This window comes from Methanoregula sp., from assembly GCF_028712425.1.
Taxonomy (GTDB): Archaea; Halobacteriota; Methanomicrobia; order Methanomicrobiales; family Methanospirillaceae; genus Methanoregula.
In genome coordinates, this window is sequence record NZ_JAQTQD010000005.1 from 88716 (window position 1) to 111192 (window position 22477).

The following is a 22477-nucleotide window of genomic DNA, read 5'->3' on the forward strand; positions in this document are numbered from 1 at the left end:
AACGGTTTTCCTCTTCCCTGCCGGGAGAGTCTAGTCCCCGTTAAAGCCCGCCTTTGGATCGCCGGCCAGGGTAAACTCCCCGATCTCCCATCCGAGATACTCGCGGATAATCACGTAAGCCATTTGCGGGGGGATGGCACCCTGCTCGGTGACGATGAGGTCGATATATTCCGCAGGAGTAACATCGAAGGCCGGGTTCCGGACCGTAACGTTCGGCAGCGTCCGTGCAATCTCGTCAGGCAGCACTTCGTGGGGGGGGCGTTCCTCGATCTCGATCAGCTCGCCGACAACGGTCCGGGGTGCGAACTTGTAAGTCTCAGCGGCAACGATCACGTTCACCCTCGCCTCGGCAGCGGTATGGGCGACCTGAGAGGTCCCGATCTTGTTGACAACCGCACCGTTTACCGTCACTGCATCCGCCCCGACGATGACGAGATCGACATCATTGATGAACGACCGGACTGCCGAGTCGACGATGAAGTTCGTCTTTATGCCGGCATCGTTCAGGGTCCGGATCGTGATATGCCCCTGGTTCCTTGGGCGGACTTCCGTTGCAAAGACCTCGATCTCCTTCCCCTGCCGGTGGGCCTCGATCATGCACCCGAGCGCGACCTCCGAGTTGCAATGGGTGAGGATCACGTCACCGTCACGGATATGCCGGGCTCCGAACTCCGCGATCTTCTCAACTGCATGCTGCGAGGAGTGGATGAACTGTTCGGCGCGGTGGATGACGCCGTTCCGTGCCTGGTCTGCGGTCTTTGCTGCCGCCAGGCCGGTCATGACATAATGGACAGCATTCGGGAGCGATACGGCTGTCGGCCGGGTCGAGACGAGCAGCGCCGCGGCTGTTGCCATCTCCTTCTTGAACGCTGCAGTATCCATGGCATCCAGGGAGAGGGCATGATCCCGCAGGGCTTCCGCTGCTGCCCGTGCAATCCTTCCGGCGCCACGGATCTCCATGCTCTTTATCTTCTCAGCGGTTTCAGGTACGGTCATCAGCTTCACTGATCCCTTTCATCAGGCAGCATAAAAAGGATTATCTCCGGGTTTTACCATGTCCGTTGCCGTTGTATTCGACAGTGCCGGAACGCTTCTCTCCACCTACCGGGTTGCAAAGGATATCTGCAACAGGAGTCTCCTGCCGGGAATCGAGACCACAACCCTGACGTTCAGTTCACCGGACCGTGTCCTGATCGTGCTTCCTGTCCATTCCAAGGACCTGATGGCCACTCCCCCGGACACGCTCCTGTCCCACTACCTCGCCGACCGGAACATCTACTTTGGCGTCAGCTGCACCCGGAAGATTGTCACGGCCGAGGATATCGCGGACGTCTTATATGCTGACCAAAGAGCCCGGGCTGGTGACCTCCAGGAGTGCATCCGGAATGTCTGGTCTGTCTGCAGGGCGGAGGAGATGGTCACCCTCAACAGCGGGGCAATCATCAACATGGCGCACAAGGCCATCGAGTTCACTATCACGGCCGGCGGCTGGCCATTCCCCGGCGCAAAAGAGACGATCACCGCCCTGCACCGGATGGGCGTCCCCACGTTCATCGCGTCCGGGGACCGGGTAACGAAGCTCGAGAAGATGGCCGACCACTTCGGCATCCCCCGCGACCGGGTGTACGGGGTCGCGACACCCTCGATCAAGGCACAGATCGTCCACGACCTCCGGCAGGAGTACGACAAGGTCCTGATGGTGGGCGACGGGATCAACGACCTCTTTGCCCTGAGGAACGCCGACATTGCGATCCTGACCGTTGAACAGCCGGGCGACCGGCCCGAGGAGCTCTTCAAGGAAGCGGACTTCGTTGTGAACAATGTCAGCGAGGTTAAGGCAATCGTGGAGGAACTGCTCGCGCACGGGAAAATTTGCGATCGTGACGGCAGCGGGGTATCATATAAAAGGTAATATGCGACCTGTGCTACATTAGATACAAGGGTATTATGAAGGCTCCATTGATCACGGTTGAGAACCTCTGCATGGCCTTTAATGGCGAAAAGGTCCTCAAGAACGTCTCTTTTGAGATTGGCGAGGGCGAGATCCTCGGGATTATCGGCAGGAGCGGTGCCGGTAAGACGGTCCTGATGCACCTCATACGCGGGGTCGAGCAGCCGCCGACCAGCGGGAAGATCATCTACCACATGGCGGCCTGCCCGTCCTGCGAGTACATGGATGTTGGGAGTTCTGCGGGGAAGCCATGCCCGCATTGCGGGAGAACGCTTGCTGCCCTGGATGTTAACCTCTGGGACGATAAAAACGACGAGCTCAAGCGGCGCGTGATGCGGCGGACCGCGATCATGTTCCAGCGTACCTTCGCCCTGTACGGGGACGACCGCGTCATCGAGAACGTCCTCCATGCACTCGATGATATCGGTTACCCGCCCGAGAAATCCATTAACCGTGCAGCGGACTTAATCGACCAGGTCAGGCTCTCCCACCGCATGATGCACATCGCCCGCGACCTCTCGGGTGGCGAGAAGCAGCGGGTCGTGCTCGCCCGGCAGCTGGCCAAGGAGCCGGTCATGCTCTTTGCCGACGAGCCCACCGGCACGCTCGATCCCGACACGGCAAAGATCGTGCACAGCATGCTCATCGAGGCTGCGAAAGCCAACAACATGGGCATGGTCGTCACCTCTCACTTTTCGCAGGTCATCGAGGACGTTGCCCACCGGGCGATCCTCATGACCGACGGGAAGATCGCAAAGATCGGATCCCCGAAAGAAGTGATCGCCGAGTTCATGAAAGGCTACGATGACACCGAGGAGTTCGGGGAGACCGAGCTGGGCGACAACATTGTTGTCGCCCGCGACCTCATCAAGCGGTACATCTCCGTGGACCGTGGCGTGGTCAAGGCAGTCAACGGTGTCACGTTCGAGGTGGCAGCAAAGGAGATCTTCGGGATCATCGGCAAGAGCGGGGCCGGCAAGACAACGCTCTCGGGTATCATGGCGGGCCTGATCGAGCCGACGAGCGGGGAGATCAATGTCCGCATCGGCGATGAATGGATCGACATGACCAAGCCCGGCATCGACCAGCGCGGGCGGGCAACAGGGTATATCGGCCTCCTCCACCAGGAATACGACCTCTTCCCCCACCGGAACGTTCTCGACAACCTGACTGATGCCATCGGCCTCGAGTTCCCCAAGGAGCTCGCCATGAGAAAGGCGCTTGTCACCCTGAAGATGGCCGGCTTCACCGAGGAGAAGAGCAAGGAGATCCTTGACCGGATGCCCGGCCAGCTCTCTGAAGGGGAGCGGCACCGCGTTGCCCTTGCCCAGGTGCTCATCCGCGAGCCCCGGATCGTCATTCTCGACGAACCCACGGGAACCATGGACCCCATCACAAAGGTCGATGTCAAGCACTCCATCATGCACTCCCGCGAGGAGATGGACGAGACCTTCATCGTGGTCTCCCACGACATGGACTTTGTCCGGGACATCTGCGACCGGCTCGCCCTGATGCGGGGAGGAAAGATCGTCCATATCGGCAAGACGAACGAAGTCCTTGCTATCCTAACCGAAGAAGAGAAGAAGGTCATGGGCCAGCCAACAGCGTAAGGAGTCCTGATGATTTCCATCCATCTTGACGGGAAGAAGATGGATCTGGCCAAAGGGAGTACCTTAAAGGCCATCCTTTCCGATCATCCTGCAGACTGTGCCGTGGGCATCATCCGCCCGGCAACGCAGGAACAGAGAAAGACCGCGAACCTTGCCATAAGCACCACGGCCGGTGAAATCACGGTCGAGCTGGGCGGGACAGAGAACAGGTTTCTGGAGTCGCCGGAGATCATCGCAAAGCTTGCCCTCCACTGGGGGGACCGGTACGCTTCTGCATTCGGGCCATTCCCCTCGTCAATCCGCCCCCGCCGGAAGCCCAGCGTGTACGAGCGGGGCGATGTCATTCTTGGCTGTGGCGGGTACGAACCGGATCGTTCGTACCTGATCTTTGCTAAGACCCGCCATTCCGCCGACCACGGGGCAGATGAGACCGGAGGTGTTCTCGGGAAAGTGGTCAGCGGCCGCGGCGTCCTCGACCGGTTCACCACCGGGAACCGGATCACGAAGATCGAGCCGGTGGTCAGCTGGGCCGATACCAGCCGCTCGTTCACGACAACCGACCTTGGGCTGGTGCTCGAGGATGGCATGCAGGTCGTGACCCGGGTCGGGATCATTGCCCAGGGATACTCCCCTGAAAAGATCACGACCGAAGCGGCAGCAAGTGTCGAGCACATGCTCCTTGCCCTCCAGCACGGCAGGTTTGTTGTCGGGAGGGCCGCATCGGCACATATCCTCGACCTGCACCTTGCGGGATCGGATGACATTTCCCAGGAATACCGGAAGCCGCGGCGGGAAGGTGCTGTCACGGTCCGCAACACCGGGAAAGCAGCCGGGGGGATCTTCATCTACCGCGTGGATGTCCCGGGCAGCCCCGCCCACAATATGGCCGGGCAGGTGGTCTCCGGCATCGAACTTGTTAAACTGGCAAAAGAGCACGACATACTCCAAATCAGCGTCCGCCCGGAACGGATCGACCTGCTCGGGCGCCCGCTTGCAAAGGCAAAAGAGATTGCAGCTGCGGCCGGTTTCACGCTGAAGGTTGATAAAGACGGCGACGACCGGATCATCGTCTCGCAGGAACCCGGCACAACGCTCGATGTGTTAAACGAGAAACTTGCCACCGTAACAACCGCACCGGTTGACAAGGTCATCGATATCGAGCTCGACGATGCAAAGGCTCCCGAGAGCTGTGCGATATTCCGGCGGTTCACCGGCCTCAAGGAGCACGATGCCGGGATGATGCCGGTCTTCTTTAAGTTCGAGGATGTTGTCCTCTTCAAGCCGCCCATTGCCCCCGACACCAAGATCACGCCCGAGAACCAGCCGGTGGACGAGTCCCCGGCCAATGCGCTCGCGATAACAAACGACACCCGGAAAGGGGCCGGGCTCGTCGGCGTGCGCCTCTCGGCAAACAAGGAGTTCGGGCCTACTTCGGAGCCCTTCGAGGGGACGAACATCATCGGGCGTGTTATCGATACAGAGAAAGTGAAGAAAGTGAAGGAGCGGGAGACTGTGTATATCAGGGAGGTGAAGCGGTGACGGAGTATACCCCGACCCATGTCGGCACCGTTACAAAATATGTTGTGGTGGAGTCGTTCGAGGTCACGCCAACGGACCTTGCCCTGCGGGGGTACGAGATCTCGAAGGGCACCATGATCAAGGAGACCTGTTTTGGGCTCGTTGTGAACGGGAAGGAGGAAGAGGTCGACCGGATCGTGACGGAACTCCGGAAGATGGACCCGGACCATATCTTTGTGAAGGACCGGGGTTTCCCTCCCGGCGATTCCCGGCGCTGCCGGGCAAACCTTGGCGGGGCCCGTCCCGGCTACCACGGCATGGAGTACGAGATGACCGTCATCCCCTATGTCTCGCATGGCCTCGAAGCGTTAGAGAAGCGCGACGCCGCAGCCGTCCCGGCACCAAAAGATCCGCTCGAAAAACCGGCGCTGGACATTCTCACGCTCAAGAAACTTATCAAAGCACAGGAGTCCTGAACATGGCAAAAGTATTCATCTACCCTGCAACGAGCCTGATCCTCTCTGACCTCGTCTCCCGGCACGGCCACACCCCCCTCTCGTCGGCCATTGCCGTCCGCGAGCGTATCCAGACGGCAGGCCTGGAGTCCCCGCCCCTCCAGATCACCCCCGAAGAGCCGAAGAAAGGCCTGAAGTGGGCAGCCGTCGAGGTCCCGGCCGGCGTCCGGGGCAGGATGTCGCTCTACGGCCCGATGATCGAACAGGCTGAGGCTGCGATCATCATCAACGATGCCGATCTTGCCTTCGGGTGCATGGGGTGCGCCCGGACAAACGAACTCATCAAGTTCCTCCTGCGCCAGAAAGATATCCCGAAACTTGACCTGAACTACCCGAAGAACGAGGAAGAGGGCGTGCAGTTCGTTGCCGCGATCAAGCGTTTCCTCGGTGAGCTGGGAGGACCGAAATGACGCCCCCGGTACGGATCGCCCAGCTCTCCTGCGGTGCCGATTACTCCGGCGTCCAGCGCGAGATCGAAGAGGCCGCACGCGAAGTCAACGGCGAGATCTTCTTCCCGGATATTGCCTTAAAGGATATAAGGAAAGACTTCGACGCATTCGGGCTCGATGTGCGGAGCCCCGACCTGAAGCTTGCCATTGCCCGGGCAAAAGCCCTTGTCGAGGGGCGGGTCGAGGCGGATGCTGTCTTCATCGCCACCTGCTTCCGGTGCGCCGAGGCCGCCATCGTGCGAAACGAACTCCGGCACTACATCAACGAGAACTCGAAGCTGCCGGTGGTCAGCTATTCTTTCACCGAGCGGACAACCTCCGGGACGCTCCTGACAAGAATGGAGGCCCTGACCACCATCGCCCGCCGGCGTGCCCTCCTTGCCCGCGAAACCCAGCAGGGGATCACCCTCGGCCTCGACTCCGGGTCCGCGACAACGAAGGCGATCGTGATGAAGGACAATAAGATCATCGGTACCGGTTGGCAGCCCACAACGGAAGTGCTGAAGAGCGCTCATGCCGTGATCGATGCTGCTCTTTCCGAGGCCGGGATCACCATGAAGGAAGTCCAGGCGATCGGCACCACGGGGTACGGACGGTTCCTCGTGGGTAAAGACATCAACGCCGACCTCATCCAGGAAGAACTGACCGTGAACTCGAAGGGGGCAGTCTACCTCGCCGACCGCCAGCACGGGCCGGCCACAGTAATCGATATCGGCGGCATGGACAACAAGGCCATCGCGGTTATGGATGGGATCCCGGGAACCTTCACGATGGGCGGTATCTGCGCTGGTGCAAGCGGCCGGTTCCTGGAGATGACCGCAAAGCGTCTCGGTGTCGACATCACCGAGCTCGGTCCCCTTGCCATGAAAGGATTCAGCGGCCGGGTGCCGATGAACAGCTACTGCATCGTCTTTGGCACCCAGAGTCTGGTGAACGCCCTTGCTGCCGGGTCAACCCGCGAGGACGTGGCCGCTGCCGCCTGTCACAGCGTGGCTGAGCAGGTCTTCGAGCAGCAGCTGCAGGAAGTGGACATCAAGGAACCGGTCATCATGGTGGGCGGCACATCCCTCATCGAAGGGCTCGTCCATGCCATGGGCGAGCTGCTCCAGACAAAGGTTGTTGTCCCGCACCATTCCCAGTACATCGGGTCCGTAGGATCGGCACTGCTGGCTTCCGGGTTCATCAAGGAACATTGAGATGCAGGCTGTTGAGTATTTCGAGGTCGAATGCCCCGAGGCGCTGGGCGGGGAGTACTACAAGCAGATCGCAAACGATGTCCTGCTTGACCACAACCTGTTGAAGGTCATTGACAAACTCCACATCTTCATCGACCCGAAGGTACCGGTCTTTGTGGCGGTCGGGCTTCTCAAGAAGATCTCAACCCGGGTCCGTGTCGGCGATTTCGCAAACGTGAACCCGCTGGAGGGAAAGATGACGCTCGTCATATCGGATGAGACGTACCTTGCCTCCATGCTGAAGATCTTCTGGGAGCGTTTCGGGAAGGAGAAGGTCGAGCAACCCGACCGGTTCACGGTAATCCTCTATAATGTCCCGGCAACGCCAAAGGAGATCGAGGATATCGTTGTGGGTGACCCGAGCGAGTCGCTCCATAAAGACCTCATTTATGCCCTCCGGTGCATCGCCCCCGAGGGCTTCCGGCTCCGTAGCGAGATCTTCACTGGCACGAAATTTACATTTGTGGCGAGCGAGAATACCCTTGCCGAGGACATCGATACCCTGGTTGCCGAGAAGTTCAGGCTGATGGGAGAGGTGCCGCCATGACGCTTGTCCCCGTCACCTACAAGGGAGGGATCTTCCAGCACGACATCGTAGTCGACTTAATCGAGGACCTGGGTGGCTACATTGTCCAGAAGCACATCATTGCTCAGGAGGTTGTCCTCCAGTGCTTTGTCCCGCGGGAGGACATCGAGCTGATCCGGCAGATCTCCCGCCCGCTCTTTGGGGAGGTGACGGACTCGCCCCTTGTCGGCACCGAGATCGCCATTGTGAGCATGAGCCTTGAGATCCACCACCTCCCCCACCCGTCCTGCGACATCGCGGAGTACGTCCGCAGGCTCGGGGCCAAGAGCAACATGGTGAGCCTTGCCCGGGGGCCGGGGAAGCGGATCGCCGGCCTGAACGACGAAGAGCGTGACGTGATCAACGAGCACGACATCGCGGTCTACCTGATGGGCAACTTCGAGACCTGCATCGAGTACAAGATGCCCACGCTCCGGCGCGGGATCGAGGTGCCCATCGTGCTCTGCGGGGGCCCGGACAAGGAAGTCCTTGAGCGCATCATCGACCCGCCGGTTGAGGGGTACGTGGGCAACGTGGGCCGGTTCATGCGGAGGACCAAGGAGGCTGACGAGCTTGCGAAGCTGGACGAGATCATCGATGAGATCACCCGCGTTCTTGAGAAGAAGCGGGAGGAGATCGCAAAGGACCCCCTCTCGGTCTACCCGGCCCGGCTCATGGGCCTGATCAGGGAGCAGATTCCCGAGATCCTGGACGTGACATCCCCGACCCCGCTCACGGTCCAGATCGCCGGCCTCCGCGTCAAGCTCCCATATGACACGTTTGCCGAGCGGGTGAAGAAGGTCGCAATCGAGGACGGGATCACGCTCGGCGAGGTTGCGGAGGTCCTCCCCTCGCGGATGCGGGACTATGTCATCGTCAAAGTGCTCCCGTTCTCGGAGACGAACATCGCGGTCTGAAACGAGGAACCGGTATGGGAAAGTCATCGAAAGATACGTTTGAGGAGAAGCTTGCGCGGATTGTCGACCAGGGCGCCGACGTAACCGCGGATGAGTGGATGAAGGTCATCGAAGAGGAGTACGGGAAGGTCCCGCTCATCTTCCGGAGGATGGGCGAGCGCCCCGAGGTGCTCATCTCCCACCTGCTGTACAAGGGGACCGTTGCGGAGACGAGCCCGCTCGACCCGAAGTACGTGGAGCTGATCAGCATGGCCGTGGGAGCCGCCCTGAAGTGCCCGCACTGTACCGGTTACCACATGCAGGCGGCCCTCAAGATGGGTGCCAGCCGCGAGGAGATTCTCGAAGTTATCTTACTCTCTGGTATGATCTCCAACTCGTCTGTGCTCGCGAACGCGTACCGCATTGTTGACGAGAAGCTCGAACGGTGCATACCGTGCGAGGTGAAAGGTATGGGCGGGAGGCCGGGAGCCGGAAAGAAAGTTCCGGTGAAAAAGACTGAGGGTAAGAGAGGGTAATCACTGATTCCCCCCTTCTGCAAAAAACCAGGGCAGGGGCGTTACTTCCTGCTTGTGGTAGGGTCTTTTCGTTACATTTCTCTGCATCTCACTCCTGACTGCGGACGAATCTGCACCTGTTTCGAAAGAGACACGGTGAAAATATTGGCATCACATCTTACACACCACGCTCTCAGGAATGGCCCGTATGACTGTCCAGACCCGGAATATCACCCCGATATTATGGCACTGTTTTTGCCTCCGGCCGTTTAACCCTTACCATTGGACAGACATTACACCCGGCCATCTCCCCGAAACAGAACAGGAATCGATCCCGGATCGTCCGCGGGAGTTTGTCCTCCGGGATAGGCACAAATCCCAGCTTCTTGTAGAACGGGATGAGGACCAGCGTTGAATGGATGAATATCTCCTCTGATGCGCAGGCCTTCAGCAGTGCCTCGACTGCCATCCGTGCATATCCATTTCCCCGGTACTTTTCCGAGGCAAAGACACAGTCCATTTCCACGCCATCCGGGTGGAGCGTGTGCCGTGCGGTTGCAGCAAGCCGACCATCTTCGAAAACCCCAAAAATACGTTCACGAATCCTGTCTGCCTTCTGGTCCCGGTACTCCTCCCAAAGCTTTTCGGCTAGAGAAAATTCGTCGGGTTTCAGTTCCCGCACTTCAACAGTCATGAAAGATACCTCTGATACACATACCGGACAGTCGTTGGGCACGGTACTATTTCAGTATGCCGAGCAGTCATCAGACCCGAAGCAGGAGAATGCGACAGGTCATACGACCTGGAGCACGAGAAGAATTGCATAGCAATTCTTCGAGGATTTTCCATCAGGAAAATCTTCGACTTCCGAACGGTCCATAAGAATCCCGGGGAGGAGATAATTTCATAGAAATCCCCGGCTTCCGATCCGACCCGCCTGCTCACATACTTATTACCCACCGGTACCCACCTTTACCATAATGTGCGGGATTGCAGGCCAGTACTGCCTTGATGGGGGGGCGCCGGATAACGACCTCCTCGCCGCAATGGCCGGGCGGCTCGCCCACCGGGGGCCCGATGGCGAGGGGATGAGGATCTGCGGCAGCACGGGCCTTGTCCACCGCCGCCTTGCCATTATCGATCTCACGGACGAAGGGGCCCAGCCGATGACCAACGAGGACGGGACGCTCTGGCTCGTGCTCAATGGCGAGATCTATAATTACATCGAGCTCCGCGACGAGCTTCTCGCAAAGGGTCACCGGTTCCACTCCCGTTCCGATACCGAAGTCGTCCTGCATGCCTACGAGGAGTGGGGCGAAGGATGCCTTTCACGGTTCAACGGCATGTGGGCCTTCGCCCTCTGGGACGGGAAGAAAGAGCAGCTCTTCTGCGCCCGGGACCGGCTCGGGATCAAGCCGTTCTATCATACACAGGCGGGAGGGTCCTTTCTCTTCGCATCCGAGATCAAGGCCCTGCTCTCCCACCCGGATACCGGCAGAAAACCCGATGACCTGATGCTTGGCACCTTTCTTGCATGGGGTGTGCTCGACCACTCGGCCCGGACCATGTTCAACGGCATCTCCCAGCTCCTGCCGGCCCATTACCTGGTCGTGGATGCAGGCGGACCAAAACAACCGGTCCGGTACTGGGATGCTAAGGTCAATCCGGAAATACACGGGAGAACCCCTGATGCGGATATCGCAGCCCGGCTCCTCAACCTTCTCCGCGATGCAACCCGGATCCACCTCCGGAGCGATGTCGCCGTGGGGACCTGCCTCTCGGGGGGGATCGACTCCTCGACGCTCACCGTGCTCATAAACGACATCATCCAAAAGGATGCCCCGGCAAGCATTGGTTCCCGGCAGAAGACCTTCTCCGCTGTCTTCGCCGACAAGCGGTTTGACGAGAGCCGCTATATTGACGAGATTGTACAGGCAACCGGGGTCGATGCTCGCCGTGTCGAACCCTCGGCCGGACAGCTCTGGGACGATATCGACCATCTCGTCTGGATACAGGACGAACCGTTTGGCTCCCTCTCTATCTATGCCCAGTACTGCGTGATGCGGCTTGCACGGGAAAACGTAAAGGTTGTCCTCGACGGACAGGGCGCAGACGAACTCCTTGCCGGGTATATTGCGTACCAGGGAACCTATCTCGGCACGCTCGCCCGCTCGTTCCGGTGGCTGACGGCAGTACGGGAACTGGCTGGCAGCATGAGCCGCCACGGGGGATTCTTCCGTTCAGCGCTGGGCCAGCTCCGTGAACGGAAAACACGCCGGGGCCTTCTATCCTGCAAGGCGGAGACCGTCATGCGGTATAACGGCAGCCTTGACCAGGTACTTCACCGCGAGCTCACCGCAACCAACCTGCCTTCCCTCCTGCATTACGAGGACCGGAATTCCATGGCATTCTCGATCGAGTCCCGGGTACCTTTCCTTGATTACCGGTTCGTGGAGTATGTCGCAGCCCTGCCGCTGGACCAGAAGATCCGGCACGGGATCACGAAGACCAGCCTCCGCCGTGCCATAAAGGGGATTGTCCCGGAAGCGATCCGCTGCAGGATGGACAAAATGGGATTTGTGACTCCGGAGCAGGTCTGGATGAGGGAAGATTTGCGCCCATTTGTCCTGGAGGTGCTCTCTTCAGACTCCTTCCGTAATCGGCCATACTGGGATGCCGGCGCAGTGATCCGCGATTATCTCGCTTTCCTTGATCAGAAGTCCCCGTACTCCCCCGAGATCTGGCGGATCGTCAACACCGAGCTGTGGCTCCGGCAATTCTTTGACCAGCGCCCTGCACCGGCAACAACGGTATGAGAACTCATGAGAGAATACCCGGGATTTCCCGGGTACAGGCAGAGAGCGAATCCTATAAATGATCATTTCCCGAGAGTATTATATTCACATCCGGTTACCCGGTGGATGCCGGGCCGATTCCGGATTCTCTTCAGGCGCTTCATGAAATCCATCATCCTTGCCGGCGGTGTCGGGACGCGGCTCTGGCCGCTCTCGCGGGAATATTATCCCAAACAGTTCATCCAGCTTGGCGGCCCCTCGCTCTTCCAGAAGACGTATGAGCGGGCGGCCCGGCTCTCGGGCCCGGACACTATCTGGATTGTGACAAACGAGATCCACCGGTATCTTGTCAGGAACCAGGTCGAGGAGCTTGGGCATACCCTTGACGATTCCCGCCTGCTTGTCGAGCCGGAAGGCAAAAATACCCTTCCCGCCATCGGCTGGGCACTGCAGCGGATACGGGAGGAAGAACCTCACGCAACGGCCGCGGTGTTCCCCAGCGATCATATCCTGGGAGAGGCCGCACTCGACCAGATCCGTGCCGCCATGCCCGTGGCAAAAGAATACCTGGTGACATTCGGCGTGAAACCGACCTCCCCCCATACCGGGTACGGGTATATCAGGCCCGGGAAAACACTCCCCGTTGGTGCTGTTGTCGACCAGTTCAAAGAGAAACCCGATGAGAAAACCGCTAAGGATTACGTCAGACGCGGCTATCTCTGGAACAGCGGCATCTTTCTCCTCTCAACGGACTGCTTCTTTGCTGAACTGAAAAAATACCAGCCCGGACTGTGCGGGGCACTCAGCGGGGGAGAGGATCCGGACTATGGATCGCTTGACGCCATCTCCATCGATTACGGGCTGCTGGAGCATTCAAAGAAGGTTGCCGTGGTGCCGCTTGACGCGGAGTGGAACGATCTCGGTACTTTCAGGGCCATGTATGAGACAGAACAGCATGACCGGGAAGGAAATGCCGGGGAGGCCGAGTACATCGCTGCCCGGAACAATTTCGTGCATGCGCCGGGCAAAAGAGTGGGCCTGATCGGGGTGAGCGATCTCATCGTCGTGGATACCGCCGATGCCCTCCTGGTCTGCCATAACCGGCAGGCTGAGCAGGTCAAGGATCTTGTCATGCGGTATAACAACAATGACGACCCGGTGACGCAGTTCCACCGGCAGGTGCACCGCCCGTGGGGCTCGTACACGGTCCTTGAAGAGGGTGCGATGTACAAGATCAAGCGGGTGACCGTCAGGGCAGGCGAGCGGCTCTCCCTCCAGCTCCACCACCACCGGAGCGAGCACTGGGTCGTGGTGAACGGGACTGCCGAGATCGAGCTGAACGGCGAGAAGAAACTCCTGCGGAAAGGAGAGAGCACCTATGTCCACAGCGGCATGAGACACCGGCTGAAGAACCCGGGTCTTATCCCCCTTGAAGTGATCGAGGTCCAGCTCGGCGATTATCTCGAAGAGGACGATATCGTCCGGTTCGATGACGAATATGGCCGGAAGTGAGAGCCCCGCTCTCCCGTATTCCGGCAATCACCTGTTTGGTTTTTGATACGTTTTGGATCTCTTCTGCATAGTTCCGGTATATTCTCGTGCAAGACACTGCGGGCCGCTCCCGATAAGGTCCCTTCTCCCTGCGGTTTTCAGCCCTTCGAGAACCAGCCCGCGGTTCTTTGGTTCGCGGTACTGGAGCAGGGCACGCTGGACCTGCTTCTCTCTTCCCGTTGCCACATGCACGGGCTTTCCGGTGAACGGGTCAAGCCCGGTATAATACATGCAGGTCGAGACGCTCATTGGTGTCGGGGTAAAGTCCTGCACCTGCTCGGTATAGAGGTTATTGTCGCGGATGTACTCGGCCAGCCGTACCATGTCGCGGACAGTACAGCCCGGGTGGCCGGACATAAAATACGGGACGAGATACTGTTTTTTTGTTTTTCCTTCCTGCAGGTGTGCAAACTCCCTGCGGAACCGGTCAAAGACTTCCTGCGGGGATTTGTTCATCAGGGCAGTCACTGCGGGGGAGATGTGTTCCGGGGCCACTTTCAGGTGGCCGGAGACATGGTGGTCGCAGATCAGTCCGAGGTACTGCCCCGGATCTGCAACAACGAGATCATAACGGATACCCGACCCGATGAAGACCTTCTTAACGCCCGGGATGTTCCTGAGAGTTGTCAGGAGCTCGCACTGGGAGGCATGGCTTGCATGCAGGGTCCGGCAGGCCGGGCTGCAATGCCTGTCCCGGCACGCTCCCGCCTTATTCCAGAGATCGCAGTACATACCATACATGTTTGCAGTCGGGCCCCCGACGTCCTGCACAATCCCTTTGAATCCCGGCATCTTCGTCATCAGGGTCACCTCCCGCACCAGTGATTCTCTGCTCCGGCTCTGGACGATCCTGCCCTGGTGGTGGGTGAGGGCACAGAACGAGCAGGCGCCAAAACACCCGCGGTGGCTCACAACCGAGAACCGGACCGGCTCCAGCGCCGGAACGGGCTTCTTGTAAGACGGGTGTGCTTCCCGCGAAAATGGCAGTTCATAGATGTGGTCGAGTTCCTTAGTGCTCAACGGTTTAGCAGGGGGATTCTGGATGATGACCGTCTTTGGGTGGGGCTGTGCAACGGCCTTTCCCCGGACCGGATCCTGCTCGGCATAATGGAGGGCGAACGCCCGGGCATAGACTTCCTTGTCCTTTACCACATCGGCAAAGCCGGGGATCTCCACAACTCCTGCGGGCGGGGACCTGCGCCATTCAGCGATCTCCATGGTGTATGCTGTCCCGCGGATATCGCGGACTGACCTGACAGTGTCTCCTGCATTGAGGCGGTGTGCGATCTCAGCCATCTGCCGCTCGGCCATGCCGAACGCGAGAAGATCGGCAGGGGCGTCGGCAAGGATCCCCTGCCGCACCCGGTCCTGCCAGTAGTCATAGTGGGCGAACCGGCGGAGACTTGCCTCGATCCCGCCAAGAACAATGGGGACACCGGGGAAGAGCTGCCGGACCTTGTTGGAATAAACGATAACAGCCCGGTCCGGCCGTTTTAAAATCCCGCCCGGAGAGTAGACATCGTCACTTCTCCGCTTTCGGTTCGGGGTGAAGTTGTTCACCATCGAATCGACGTTGCCGGAGGAGATAACAAAGAAAAGCCGGGGCACTCCAAGCCGGGTGAAATCCGCATCGGATTTCCAGTCAGGCTGTGAAATGATCCCTACAGAGAACCCGGCATCCCAGAGTACCCTCCCGATAAGTGAGGTCCCGAATGACGGGTGGTCGACATATGCATCGCCCGTGATAAGGATGATGTCGAACTGGTCAATGCCAAGCTGCTCTCCCTCTTCCCGGGACATCGGGAGAAAACGTGACTGCGGGATCATAACGAAAAGAATTGTCCGGGGGCCGTGAGGAGGGCCGGATTACGCCGGTGGCTTTTTCGTGAGGTCGCGGATGATCTCGGCAAGACCTCCCTCCAGCTCGCTTCCGTCGTTGTTCTTCTCGCCGGGTTGTACCGGTTCTTCCTCTTCTCCCGGCAGGGTTGCCTGACCCGAATCCTTCGCCCGGGTATCCTTCAGGACCGGAAGGTGGAGCTGCATCTTTTCGTCATATTCGCGCCTTGCAGAGAGGCCGGTGATCTCGTAGATCACTGCCTCGACAATCAGGTACGTGACAGCCCGTTCGCGAAGACACCCGGTCAGGGCGTGGCCGGCCCGGCCAACGGATGCATGGTAGTGGATGTGGGGACCGCCGTCGCCCGGATAGATCGTCCCGACGCCAAAAACTTCCCAGCCACCTTCAAAAAAGATAAAGTGCGGATCCGGTGGAATGACCGGCTTCTCCGGCCCGGTTACCATCTTGCCATCCATAAGGGCACCCAGGAAGATCACCGAACCGGCCTGGATACTCTTATCCACGATGAAGCGGCGGAGAGATACTAACAGGTCTTCCCCGTCATCGATCCTCACGACAAAGATCCTGCCGATCTGACCTTCCGTGTATTGCATATCCTCAGATCCGTTTTCTGGTATTGATATGGTGTGCCCCGGTTTATATCATATACGGCAGGGAAATGTATTCCCGACCGCCCCTTCTCATCATCAAAAAACGGGGGGATCAGCGCCCTCCGGCCCCACCGCCGCCAAACCCTCCGCCGCCACCGAAGCCACCTCCGCCAAATCCCCCGTGGCCCGAGCTGTGCTGGCTGGGCGGCGAGAACGTCGAGAGCGGGACAAAGGCATGGCTCATGCCCATGACCCCGAGCGGGACTCCTGTCTCCGGGATGCTGATATTGAGGGATTTCATCGCTACCTCAACCTTCTCACCAACACCGAGAGCTGTACCATATACGAGCCACTCGCCCCACATCGGGAGGTCGGCCGGGGCGTATTTCTGGATCATTGCCATGTTGGAGAGGAAGCGGCTAAAGGCATCCCATTCGAGCTTGTCTCTGTAATGGTCGTCCTTCCAGTGCCCGAAGAGGGTTGTCGGGGCAGCAAAGGCAATCGCTGCCTGGACCACGACGATAATCCAAAGCCCGAGGGTGGGAAGGAGGATATACGACAGCATGGGCATGACAAGAAGGAAGATAATGGTTATCCCGAGCATAACGAACGCCCCGAGGAGGAGGGGGATAACATGGTCCCTGCCATCCACGATGTACTCGCCGGAGAGCGAGGTATCCACCCGGCTGGTCACATCGGAGAGAGAGCGCTGGTACCGGAGGGCAGTCTCCTCAGCGCTGCGCTCTGTTTCCGCAAGCTTTGTCAGCCCTGCAATCCGCTGCGTCTCAACAATCCCGTCTTCGGCAAGGGTGTTGAGAAACGCAATGACGCGCTGCTCGTACATATCCGTGCCGGTCTCGGACAGGACACGGATCTGGATTCCTTTGCCTCCGTCGGTTTCCGTGATGGCAATATTCTTCCTCCGGTGGAGATCGAGCAGGGTGGCGTAATACCCGTCCGCGTCAAAGTCTGTGGCATCATTTTTAAAGATAAGATTCACCTGCCAGGGTTTCAGGTTCGTCTTCGGCATTGTGCTCAGGTAGGCAGGCACCGTGAACTCCTTCTCCCTGCCGTACCTGCGGCATATCACGACCAGCAGGAGGGGGACGAGGATGACGGCAACCATACCAAGGGTGTTTAGCAGCCAGGCCGCATAGTACTGGAGATTGTACCAGAATGCTCCTGACACTGAACTCTCTTTCACGTTGGGAGTTTCAGATCTGAATCCCGGTATCCCGCTGAACGCCTCTTTTGTGCCGAGCATTTCAACCGCCAGGATCTCGTCTGCTGCAAGGCTTCCGGTGATGATGTAGCTGTCGTCCACCTTCCGGACCTGAAGAGACGGGGGATAGGCATACACAGTGTCTATCCCTGTTGCAGGGACCGTGACTTTCACGCTGCGATAGGGAATGTGTGATGTTCCGGCCAGCTTCAGGTTGAGGTGTGTTGCAGATGCTTCATACTCAAGCGGGGGGCTGATAACGTACGAATACCGTGCAGGATACTCGCCGGCAGTGAAGTACGAAGGATTGTAGATCCCGACTTCGTTGTACTCTGCAAGGCCTCCCAGCCTGCTGCGGGATAATTCGCTGGCATAAGTTCCGTACAAGGTCACCTTCCCGGCAGAGTCCCGGATATACCCGGTTGTCCCGGGAGCGGGTTCCATGGCCACGAAGCGGATAAACGGCTCCAGGCTGTCAGTCAGCGTGAGAGGTGCTTCCCAGATGCGGTAGAGCATCCGGTACTCGCCGCTGGTACCAACGTGATACGTGTACTGCTCCGAGAGCGCCCCGTCCCTGGAAAGGACTGCTTCGTAGGAGGTGACTGAGAGGTCACCTTCAAAGAGCGGGGGGAGGATGAATACGAGGATGAGGGCGATGATGCCAAGGGCAAGCCCTGCCCCCACAACAAGCCCCAGTTGTCGTGTCTCGCTCACAGGAATTACCCGGTCAGAACTCGATCTTCGGCGGGGTCTTTATGGCTTCCTCGAACTGGAGATATTCGAGTTTGACGAGGTGCATCATCTTTGCCACGAAGTTCGAGGGGATGGTGTCCATCATGGTGTTAAACTCCTGCGAGATGTTGTTGAAAGTATAGCGCTGGCGGGCGATCTCGTCCTCCAGTCCCTTGACCGAGTCCATGAGGCTCGTTACGGTGGTCGAGGTCTTGAGGTCTGGATAGTTTTCGGCAACCGCAAGGAGTCGCCCGAAGATGGAGCGGGACTCGGCCTCGACCTTGTTCAAATCGCCGGGACCGGCTGTTGCAACGCTCGCCCGCATGGCAGTGACTTTTTCAAGAGTCTCCTTCTCGAATTTGGCATAGCTCTTCACAGCCCCGAGCAGCTGATCGATCATATCGAGCCGCTTCTTCATGGCAACCCGGATCTGGCCGAGCGTTGCCTCGGAGGAGTTCCTGAGGCTGACGAACCGGTTGTAGATGCTCACAATCCAGAGGATGAGTCCGATGATGACCAGGATAATGATGCCCGGGATAATCCAACCAATAATTCCTTCCAGCATTGTTCTCGCTTGTACTGATGATCGTTTTGAGTGATAAGGTAATTGGCCACCGGCAGGAATCTCGACAGGTATCATGAACCTTCAATATTTTAGCAGGTATGCGCGAGCTTAAAAGGGAGGCGGATTTTCCATCAGACTGCACCTGAAAAATTTTCATCGCGATTATCATCGTGATCGAAAAAATGATCCGGATCAATCACACTCTGGCGGATTGTATTCCGGGTTGTGAAAAAAAGGGGATATCACTGGATAATCATCGAGCCGACGACCCGGAGCTTGCCACCTTCCAGGTAGTGGAGCACAACGCGGGCCCCGGGGACATAGACCAGATCCTTTTCCATCGTGAGAGTCAGGGTTGGCATCCGCCAATCCCCGTCAACAACAGCCTTTTCGAGACGGGTGGGGAGGAACTGCATCCAGTGGCCGGCATAGAGAACCATACCCTCCTTGAGAGGTGCGGGCCAGTACTTCACCAGCTGGGCTTTCCCCGTTATCGTGCCGGCATGCTGTACGGCAGGATCTGTAGTCAGCACAAAGCCGCGGTCGAGGTCCTCGGACTCGATGTTCTTTAAGGCCAGGCCGACGCGGTCACCGGTCACTGCTGACTCTGCATCGTCGTCGTGCTTCTGGATCGAACGGATCTGGGCGGTCTTTCCGGTGGGAAGGACACGCAGCGCATCATGCTTTTTGATGCTGCCCTGGGCAACGGACCCGAGGACAACGACACCGACACCCTTGACGTTGAAGTGGGCATCCACCGGGACAACGCCTTTCCCTGCGCCATCGTGGGGCTTCTGGTGAGCGGTCTGTTTCACCGAGATCTCAAGCATCTTCTCCCGGATCCCGACCATGTCCTCTTCAAGGATTTCGTAGTGTTCAAGCACCGTTCCCTTGATGAGCGGGGCGATCTGATCCGGAGAGATGTAGTTCTTGAGGATTAGCCAGCCGGCCGACTTACCGGCGCACTGGAGCATCAGCACGCATTCCCCGAACGCTGCATTGATCTCGTCAACCACGAGGATGATGCGGTCCGACAGGGAGACTGCATAGAAGAGAGAGGACAATTTTTCCGGATACCGGGTCGGTTCGATGAACGTGACCGTTGCATCGCCTTTTTTGAGATTATAGAAGGTGATGTCGCTTGCTGTCCCCTTCTTTCCCAGATCCCTGGCATAATCCGGGGGAGCGAGGATTGCGACGGTGAGGTTGGACATGATCAATTGTTGGGCGTAGTGGTATTTGGGGTTTTAGCGTGCAAGCGCTAATGGACGCCAGCAGAGAAAACAAAAAGGGGCGAGGAATTTCTTAAGTCCTTCAGGGGGTCACAGAAGTTCCTGCCTTCTGGAAAAATGCACGTATCCTGTCAATGTGGGCCCTGGTGGGTCGGACCGCAAGGTACATAAGAACGATGAAAAGGACGCTTTCAACAGCAAAGAACAGCCAGGCAAAATACCACCCGGGAGTGTCCACAGGACTGACATAACTGGTATTCACATAGAGTGTGCCAAACGCCAGCGGAAACTCAATATACGCAACAACCTGGGTGATGTAGAACATAGCAATGCCAGCCAGGCTGTCGGCCACTAACAGGCAAACCAGTGGCAGGAACCAGAGGATGTATTGCGGGCTGTGATACTTCATGCAGAAGACGATAACAAACAACGCAAGGGCCACCAGCTTGATGAGCATTTTCTCCTTCTGGATCCGGACTATCCATCCATAGAAGAGCAATATCAGGAGCGCCACAACCATGAAACCATACATTCCTGCTGATATTACGTTTGCTGATACGCTGACATGCAGGATGTTATTGAAGAGAGCATAGATGGTGTTCGTTGCTGTATTCACGTACACATCCGAACGAACAAGGCTCCCGCCAATATAGGATGTAATGATGGATGGCCTGAATACCAGGATTGGGACACCCAGGATGACAAGGATCGGGATAAGGATCTTCAGGATAGAATATACCTCCTCCTTTAGAGAAGTTACAGCCGAATTATACAGGACTATGAACGGGAGGGCGACTGCCGGATAAATCTTTGCGAGGAGCCCGGCCGTTGCTGATAGATATCCTCCTTTTGGTTTCCTGTAGACCGCAAAAAGAATCGCGATCATCAGGAGGGCCGTCGGGAACGCATCGTATTTGGTCAGGACGAAATATGCCCCGGCAAACGCTGTTGCATACAGGATTCCGGCCAGGAAGGCAGTCCTTTCAGGATAGAGTTTCAGTCCGATGAGGTATACACAGCAAACGATCACCGCATCGAATAAGATCATCAGGGCCTGGAACGAGAGAATGAACATCCCAGCGCTATTGAAGAGCAGGGCGGGGAGGAAAGCAAGGGCGATCGGCAGGAATGCCAGAGGGGGATAGTCGAATCCGAAATCAGCGTAGGGGATCTTTCCATCCATCACATTGATGAAATTCTGGAGATAGTACTGGTGGTCGAAGGTATCAACGAACGAGTTGAAGATGAATACCGTTGCGAAGAGGACACAGATCTTAACAATCACAGAGAGTCCGACCAAAGCGAGGAGGTGGTTCCTCACTGTAACAGAATCGACAGATTTGAACGTGATTCCGCAAAAACCGAACGGTTCTCCTGCACCCTTACCTCTCCGTGCGCGGCCGCTTTCACTGCTTGTATTTTTCCCACCGGCGTGTTTTACCATAGCGATAATCCCTGCCTCTCCCAGTCCTGACAATAAACATCTGTTTTATTCTGGAGGTGCATTGTCCCGCTGATGCTATAACTATTATGAAAACTGGTTATTCGTGTTTCCTGACCCAGGTGAACCGCCGGTTTACTAAGAAATTCCAGACGAATCCAAGCAGGATACCAATGATGTTTGCAGCCTGATAATCCATGACAAGGAATGTCACAAATGCATTCAGGACGGCGAAGTTGATAACCGCCCCCCCTGCCGAAACCACCTCAAAAGCAAGGAGTCGCTGCCAGCGGCTGGAGATTTTCTGGGGCTTGCCCATCTCCTTAAAGGTCCAGATATCGTTCCAGAGAAAATTATTGAGGATCGCCATCTGAATGGCGATGATACTGGCGATTGGGATTGGGAGGCCCGCATATTCTTTGAGAGCGATAAGGAGCCCCTGGTTTACGATTATGCCCGATATCCCCACAATCCCGAACTTGAAGACCTTCTTCCACTCCCGCCATGCGGCGCTCTCGTGATGGAAGAATGAATACAGGGTAATATCGATGACCTGCTGCGCATACTCGATGATCGTTTTAATCTTCAGCTTACTGGATCCGACCTCCCGGTCGCTGAATTCAAACGGGATCTCCTTATCGTTCTCCCAAGATCCCTTACCCAACACTTCCAAGAGAATCTTGTATCCCCGAGGTTTCAGTTTTGCGTGGGTAACAACTGACTTCCTGAGGGCAAAGAATCCACTGACCGGATCAGTCACTTCCGGGAAGAGGAGCCGCCCAAGGAACGTCGCCCCAAGGGAAATGACCCGGCGCTTGATCGGCCATTTCCGGATCCCGCCCCCTTCCATATACCGGCTCCCGATCACGATATCGGCACCTGCACGAATTTCAGCATACATCTTCGGTATAAGGGCCGGGGGATGCGAGAGATCTGCATCGATAACGACAAAGACATCCGCACTTGCATGCGAGAATCCGTCTGCAACCGACTGCGAAAGCCCGTGATCTGAAGTCCTTACAAGGAGGTTCAGGTTCGGCAGGGTCTTTTTAAGTTCGCTGACAATGGCAATGGTATTGTCCGGTGAGTTATCATCGACAACCAGGATTTCCCCATTGAGACCACTGTTCCGGAATACCGTCTCCACTTCGGTGATGATGGTCCGAATATTCGCCTCTTCTTTGAACGTGGGGATGATCACCGTCAGGTCATACATGATAGTGCAATGGTTTCTTTG

Annotated in this window: 20 protein-coding genes; 11 read left to right on the top strand and 9 right to left on the bottom strand. The window is 57.6% G+C overall.

The genetic code is table 11. The features are described from left to right. Positions 1-30: 30 nt before the first annotated feature. Positions 31-996: a ribose 1,5-bisphosphate isomerase gene (locus PHF39_RS04060; protein WP_300220453.1), complete on the bottom strand. Its 966-nt coding sequence runs from the start codon at positions 994-996 to the stop codon at positions 31-33. 58 nt (positions 997-1054) lie between these two features. On the opposite strand from PHF39_RS04060, the gene PHF39_RS04065 reads away from it, so the two are divergent. Genes PHF39_RS04065 through PHF39_RS04105 form a run of 9 tightly spaced genes read left to right on the top strand, consistent with a single transcriptional unit; the run spans position 1055 to position 9275 of the window. Next, positions 1055-1912, top strand: a complete 858-nt coding sequence (locus PHF39_RS04065; protein ID WP_300220456.1) for an HAD family hydrolase — start codon at positions 1055-1057, stop codon at positions 1910-1912. A gap of 35 nt (positions 1913-1947) precedes the next feature. Beyond that, positions 1948-3561, top strand: coding sequence for a methyl coenzyme M reductase system, component A2 (atwA, locus tag PHF39_RS04070; RefSeq protein WP_300220459.1), 1614 nt, complete (start codon positions 1948-1950; stop codon positions 3559-3561). 9 nt (positions 3562-3570) lie between these two features. Further along, entirely contained in the window at positions 3571-5100 is a 1530-nt protein-coding gene (locus tag PHF39_RS04075) for a methanogenesis marker 3 protein (RefSeq protein ID WP_300220462.1), read from the top strand. Continuing rightward, the gene (locus tag PHF39_RS04080) at positions 5097-5555 is read left to right on the top strand and encodes a methanogenesis marker 6 protein (RefSeq protein WP_300220465.1); all 459 of its coding nucleotides are present in this window, start codon (positions 5097-5099) and stop codon (positions 5553-5555) included. The genes PHF39_RS04075 and PHF39_RS04080 overlap by 4 nt, the downstream gene beginning before the upstream one ends. Before the next feature lie 2 nt (positions 5556-5557). Next, a complete protein-coding gene (locus tag PHF39_RS04085) occupies positions 5558-6004 on the top strand; it encodes a methanogenesis marker 5 protein (RefSeq protein ID WP_300220468.1) in 447 nt (148 codons plus the stop codon). Continuing rightward, complete coding sequence (locus tag PHF39_RS04090; protein WP_300220471.1) at positions 6001-7239, top strand: methanogenesis marker 15 protein; 1239 nt, start codon at positions 6001-6003, stop codon at positions 7237-7239. The genes PHF39_RS04085 and PHF39_RS04090 overlap by 4 nt, the downstream gene beginning before the upstream one ends. A gap of 1 nt (position 7240) precedes the next feature. Further along, positions 7241-7825 (top strand): methanogenesis marker 17 protein, encoded by a 585-nt coding sequence (locus PHF39_RS04095; protein WP_300220474.1) that lies wholly within the window; start codon positions 7241-7243, stop codon positions 7823-7825. Further along, complete coding sequence (locus PHF39_RS04100; protein ID WP_300220477.1) at positions 7822-8760, top strand: methanogenesis marker 7 protein; 939 nt, start codon at positions 7822-7824, stop codon at positions 8758-8760. The genes PHF39_RS04095 and PHF39_RS04100 overlap by 4 nt, the downstream gene beginning before the upstream one ends. A 14-nt stretch (positions 8761-8774) precedes the next feature. Further along, positions 8775-9275, top strand: a complete 501-nt coding sequence (locus PHF39_RS04105) for a carboxymuconolactone decarboxylase family protein (protein WP_300220480.1) — start codon at positions 8775-8777, stop codon at positions 9273-9275. Between the two features lie 220 nt (positions 9276-9495). Here the strand turns inward: PHF39_RS04105 and PHF39_RS04110 are convergent, their stop codons facing one another. Continuing rightward, a complete protein-coding gene (locus tag PHF39_RS04110) occupies positions 9496-9948 on the bottom strand; it encodes a GNAT family N-acetyltransferase (protein ID WP_300220483.1) in 453 nt (150 codons plus the stop codon). Positions 9949-10234: 286 nt separating this feature from the next. On the opposite strand from PHF39_RS04110, the gene asnB reads away from it, so the two are divergent. Together asnB and PHF39_RS04120 are read left to right on the top strand one after the other, a co-directional pair. Beyond that, the gene (gene asnB / locus PHF39_RS04115) at positions 10235-12070 is read left to right on the top strand and encodes an asparagine synthase (glutamine-hydrolyzing) (RefSeq protein ID WP_300220486.1); all 1836 of its coding nucleotides are present in this window, start codon (positions 10235-10237) and stop codon (positions 12068-12070) included. A gap of 141 nt (positions 12071-12211) precedes the next feature. After that, on the top strand, positions 12212-13561 hold the full coding sequence (locus PHF39_RS04120) for a mannose-1-phosphate guanylyltransferase/mannose-6-phosphate isomerase (RefSeq protein ID WP_300220489.1): 1350 nt from the start codon (positions 12212-12214) through the stop codon (positions 13559-13561). Between the two features lie 27 nt (positions 13562-13588). Here PHF39_RS04120 and PHF39_RS04125 read toward each other — a convergent pair whose 3' ends face one another. The 7 genes from PHF39_RS04125 to PHF39_RS04155 all read right to left on the bottom strand — a co-directional run bounded on the left by PHF39_RS04125 (position 13589) and on the right by PHF39_RS04155 (position 22456). Then, complete coding sequence (locus PHF39_RS04125) at positions 13589-15427, bottom strand: YgiQ family radical SAM protein (RefSeq protein ID WP_300220491.1); 1839 nt, start codon at positions 15425-15427, stop codon at positions 13589-13591. Positions 15428-15466: 39 nt separating this feature from the next. Then, the gene (locus PHF39_RS04130; RefSeq protein WP_300220494.1) at positions 15467-16051 is read right to left on the bottom strand and encodes a PPC domain-containing DNA-binding protein; all 585 of its coding nucleotides are present in this window, start codon (positions 16049-16051) and stop codon (positions 15467-15469) included. 109 nt (positions 16052-16160) lie between these two features. After that, positions 16161-17984 carry a DUF2207 domain-containing protein gene (locus PHF39_RS04135; RefSeq protein WP_300220498.1) on the bottom strand — a complete coding sequence of 608 codons (1824 nt, stop codon included), beginning with the start codon at positions 17982-17984 and terminating at the stop codon, positions 16161-16163. Positions 17985-17997: 13 nt separating this feature from the next. Further along, on the bottom strand, positions 17998-18567 hold the full coding sequence (locus PHF39_RS04140) for a LemA family protein (protein ID WP_300220501.1): 570 nt from the start codon (positions 18565-18567) through the stop codon (positions 17998-18000). Between the two features lie 242 nt (positions 18568-18809). Beyond that, positions 18810-19781: an EF-Tu/IF-2/RF-3 family GTPase gene (locus tag PHF39_RS04145; protein WP_300220504.1), complete on the bottom strand. Its 972-nt coding sequence runs from the start codon at positions 19779-19781 to the stop codon at positions 18810-18812. Between the two features lie 100 nt (positions 19782-19881). Further along, positions 19882-21099, bottom strand: a complete 1218-nt coding sequence (locus tag PHF39_RS04150) for a hypothetical protein (RefSeq protein WP_300220507.1) — start codon at positions 21097-21099, stop codon at positions 19882-19884. A gap of 241 nt (positions 21100-21340) precedes the next feature. Continuing rightward, the gene (locus PHF39_RS04155; protein ID WP_300220509.1) at positions 21341-22456 is read right to left on the bottom strand and encodes a glycosyltransferase family 2 protein; all 1116 of its coding nucleotides are present in this window, start codon (positions 22454-22456) and stop codon (positions 21341-21343) included. Between the last annotated feature and the right edge of the window lie 21 nt (positions 22457-22477).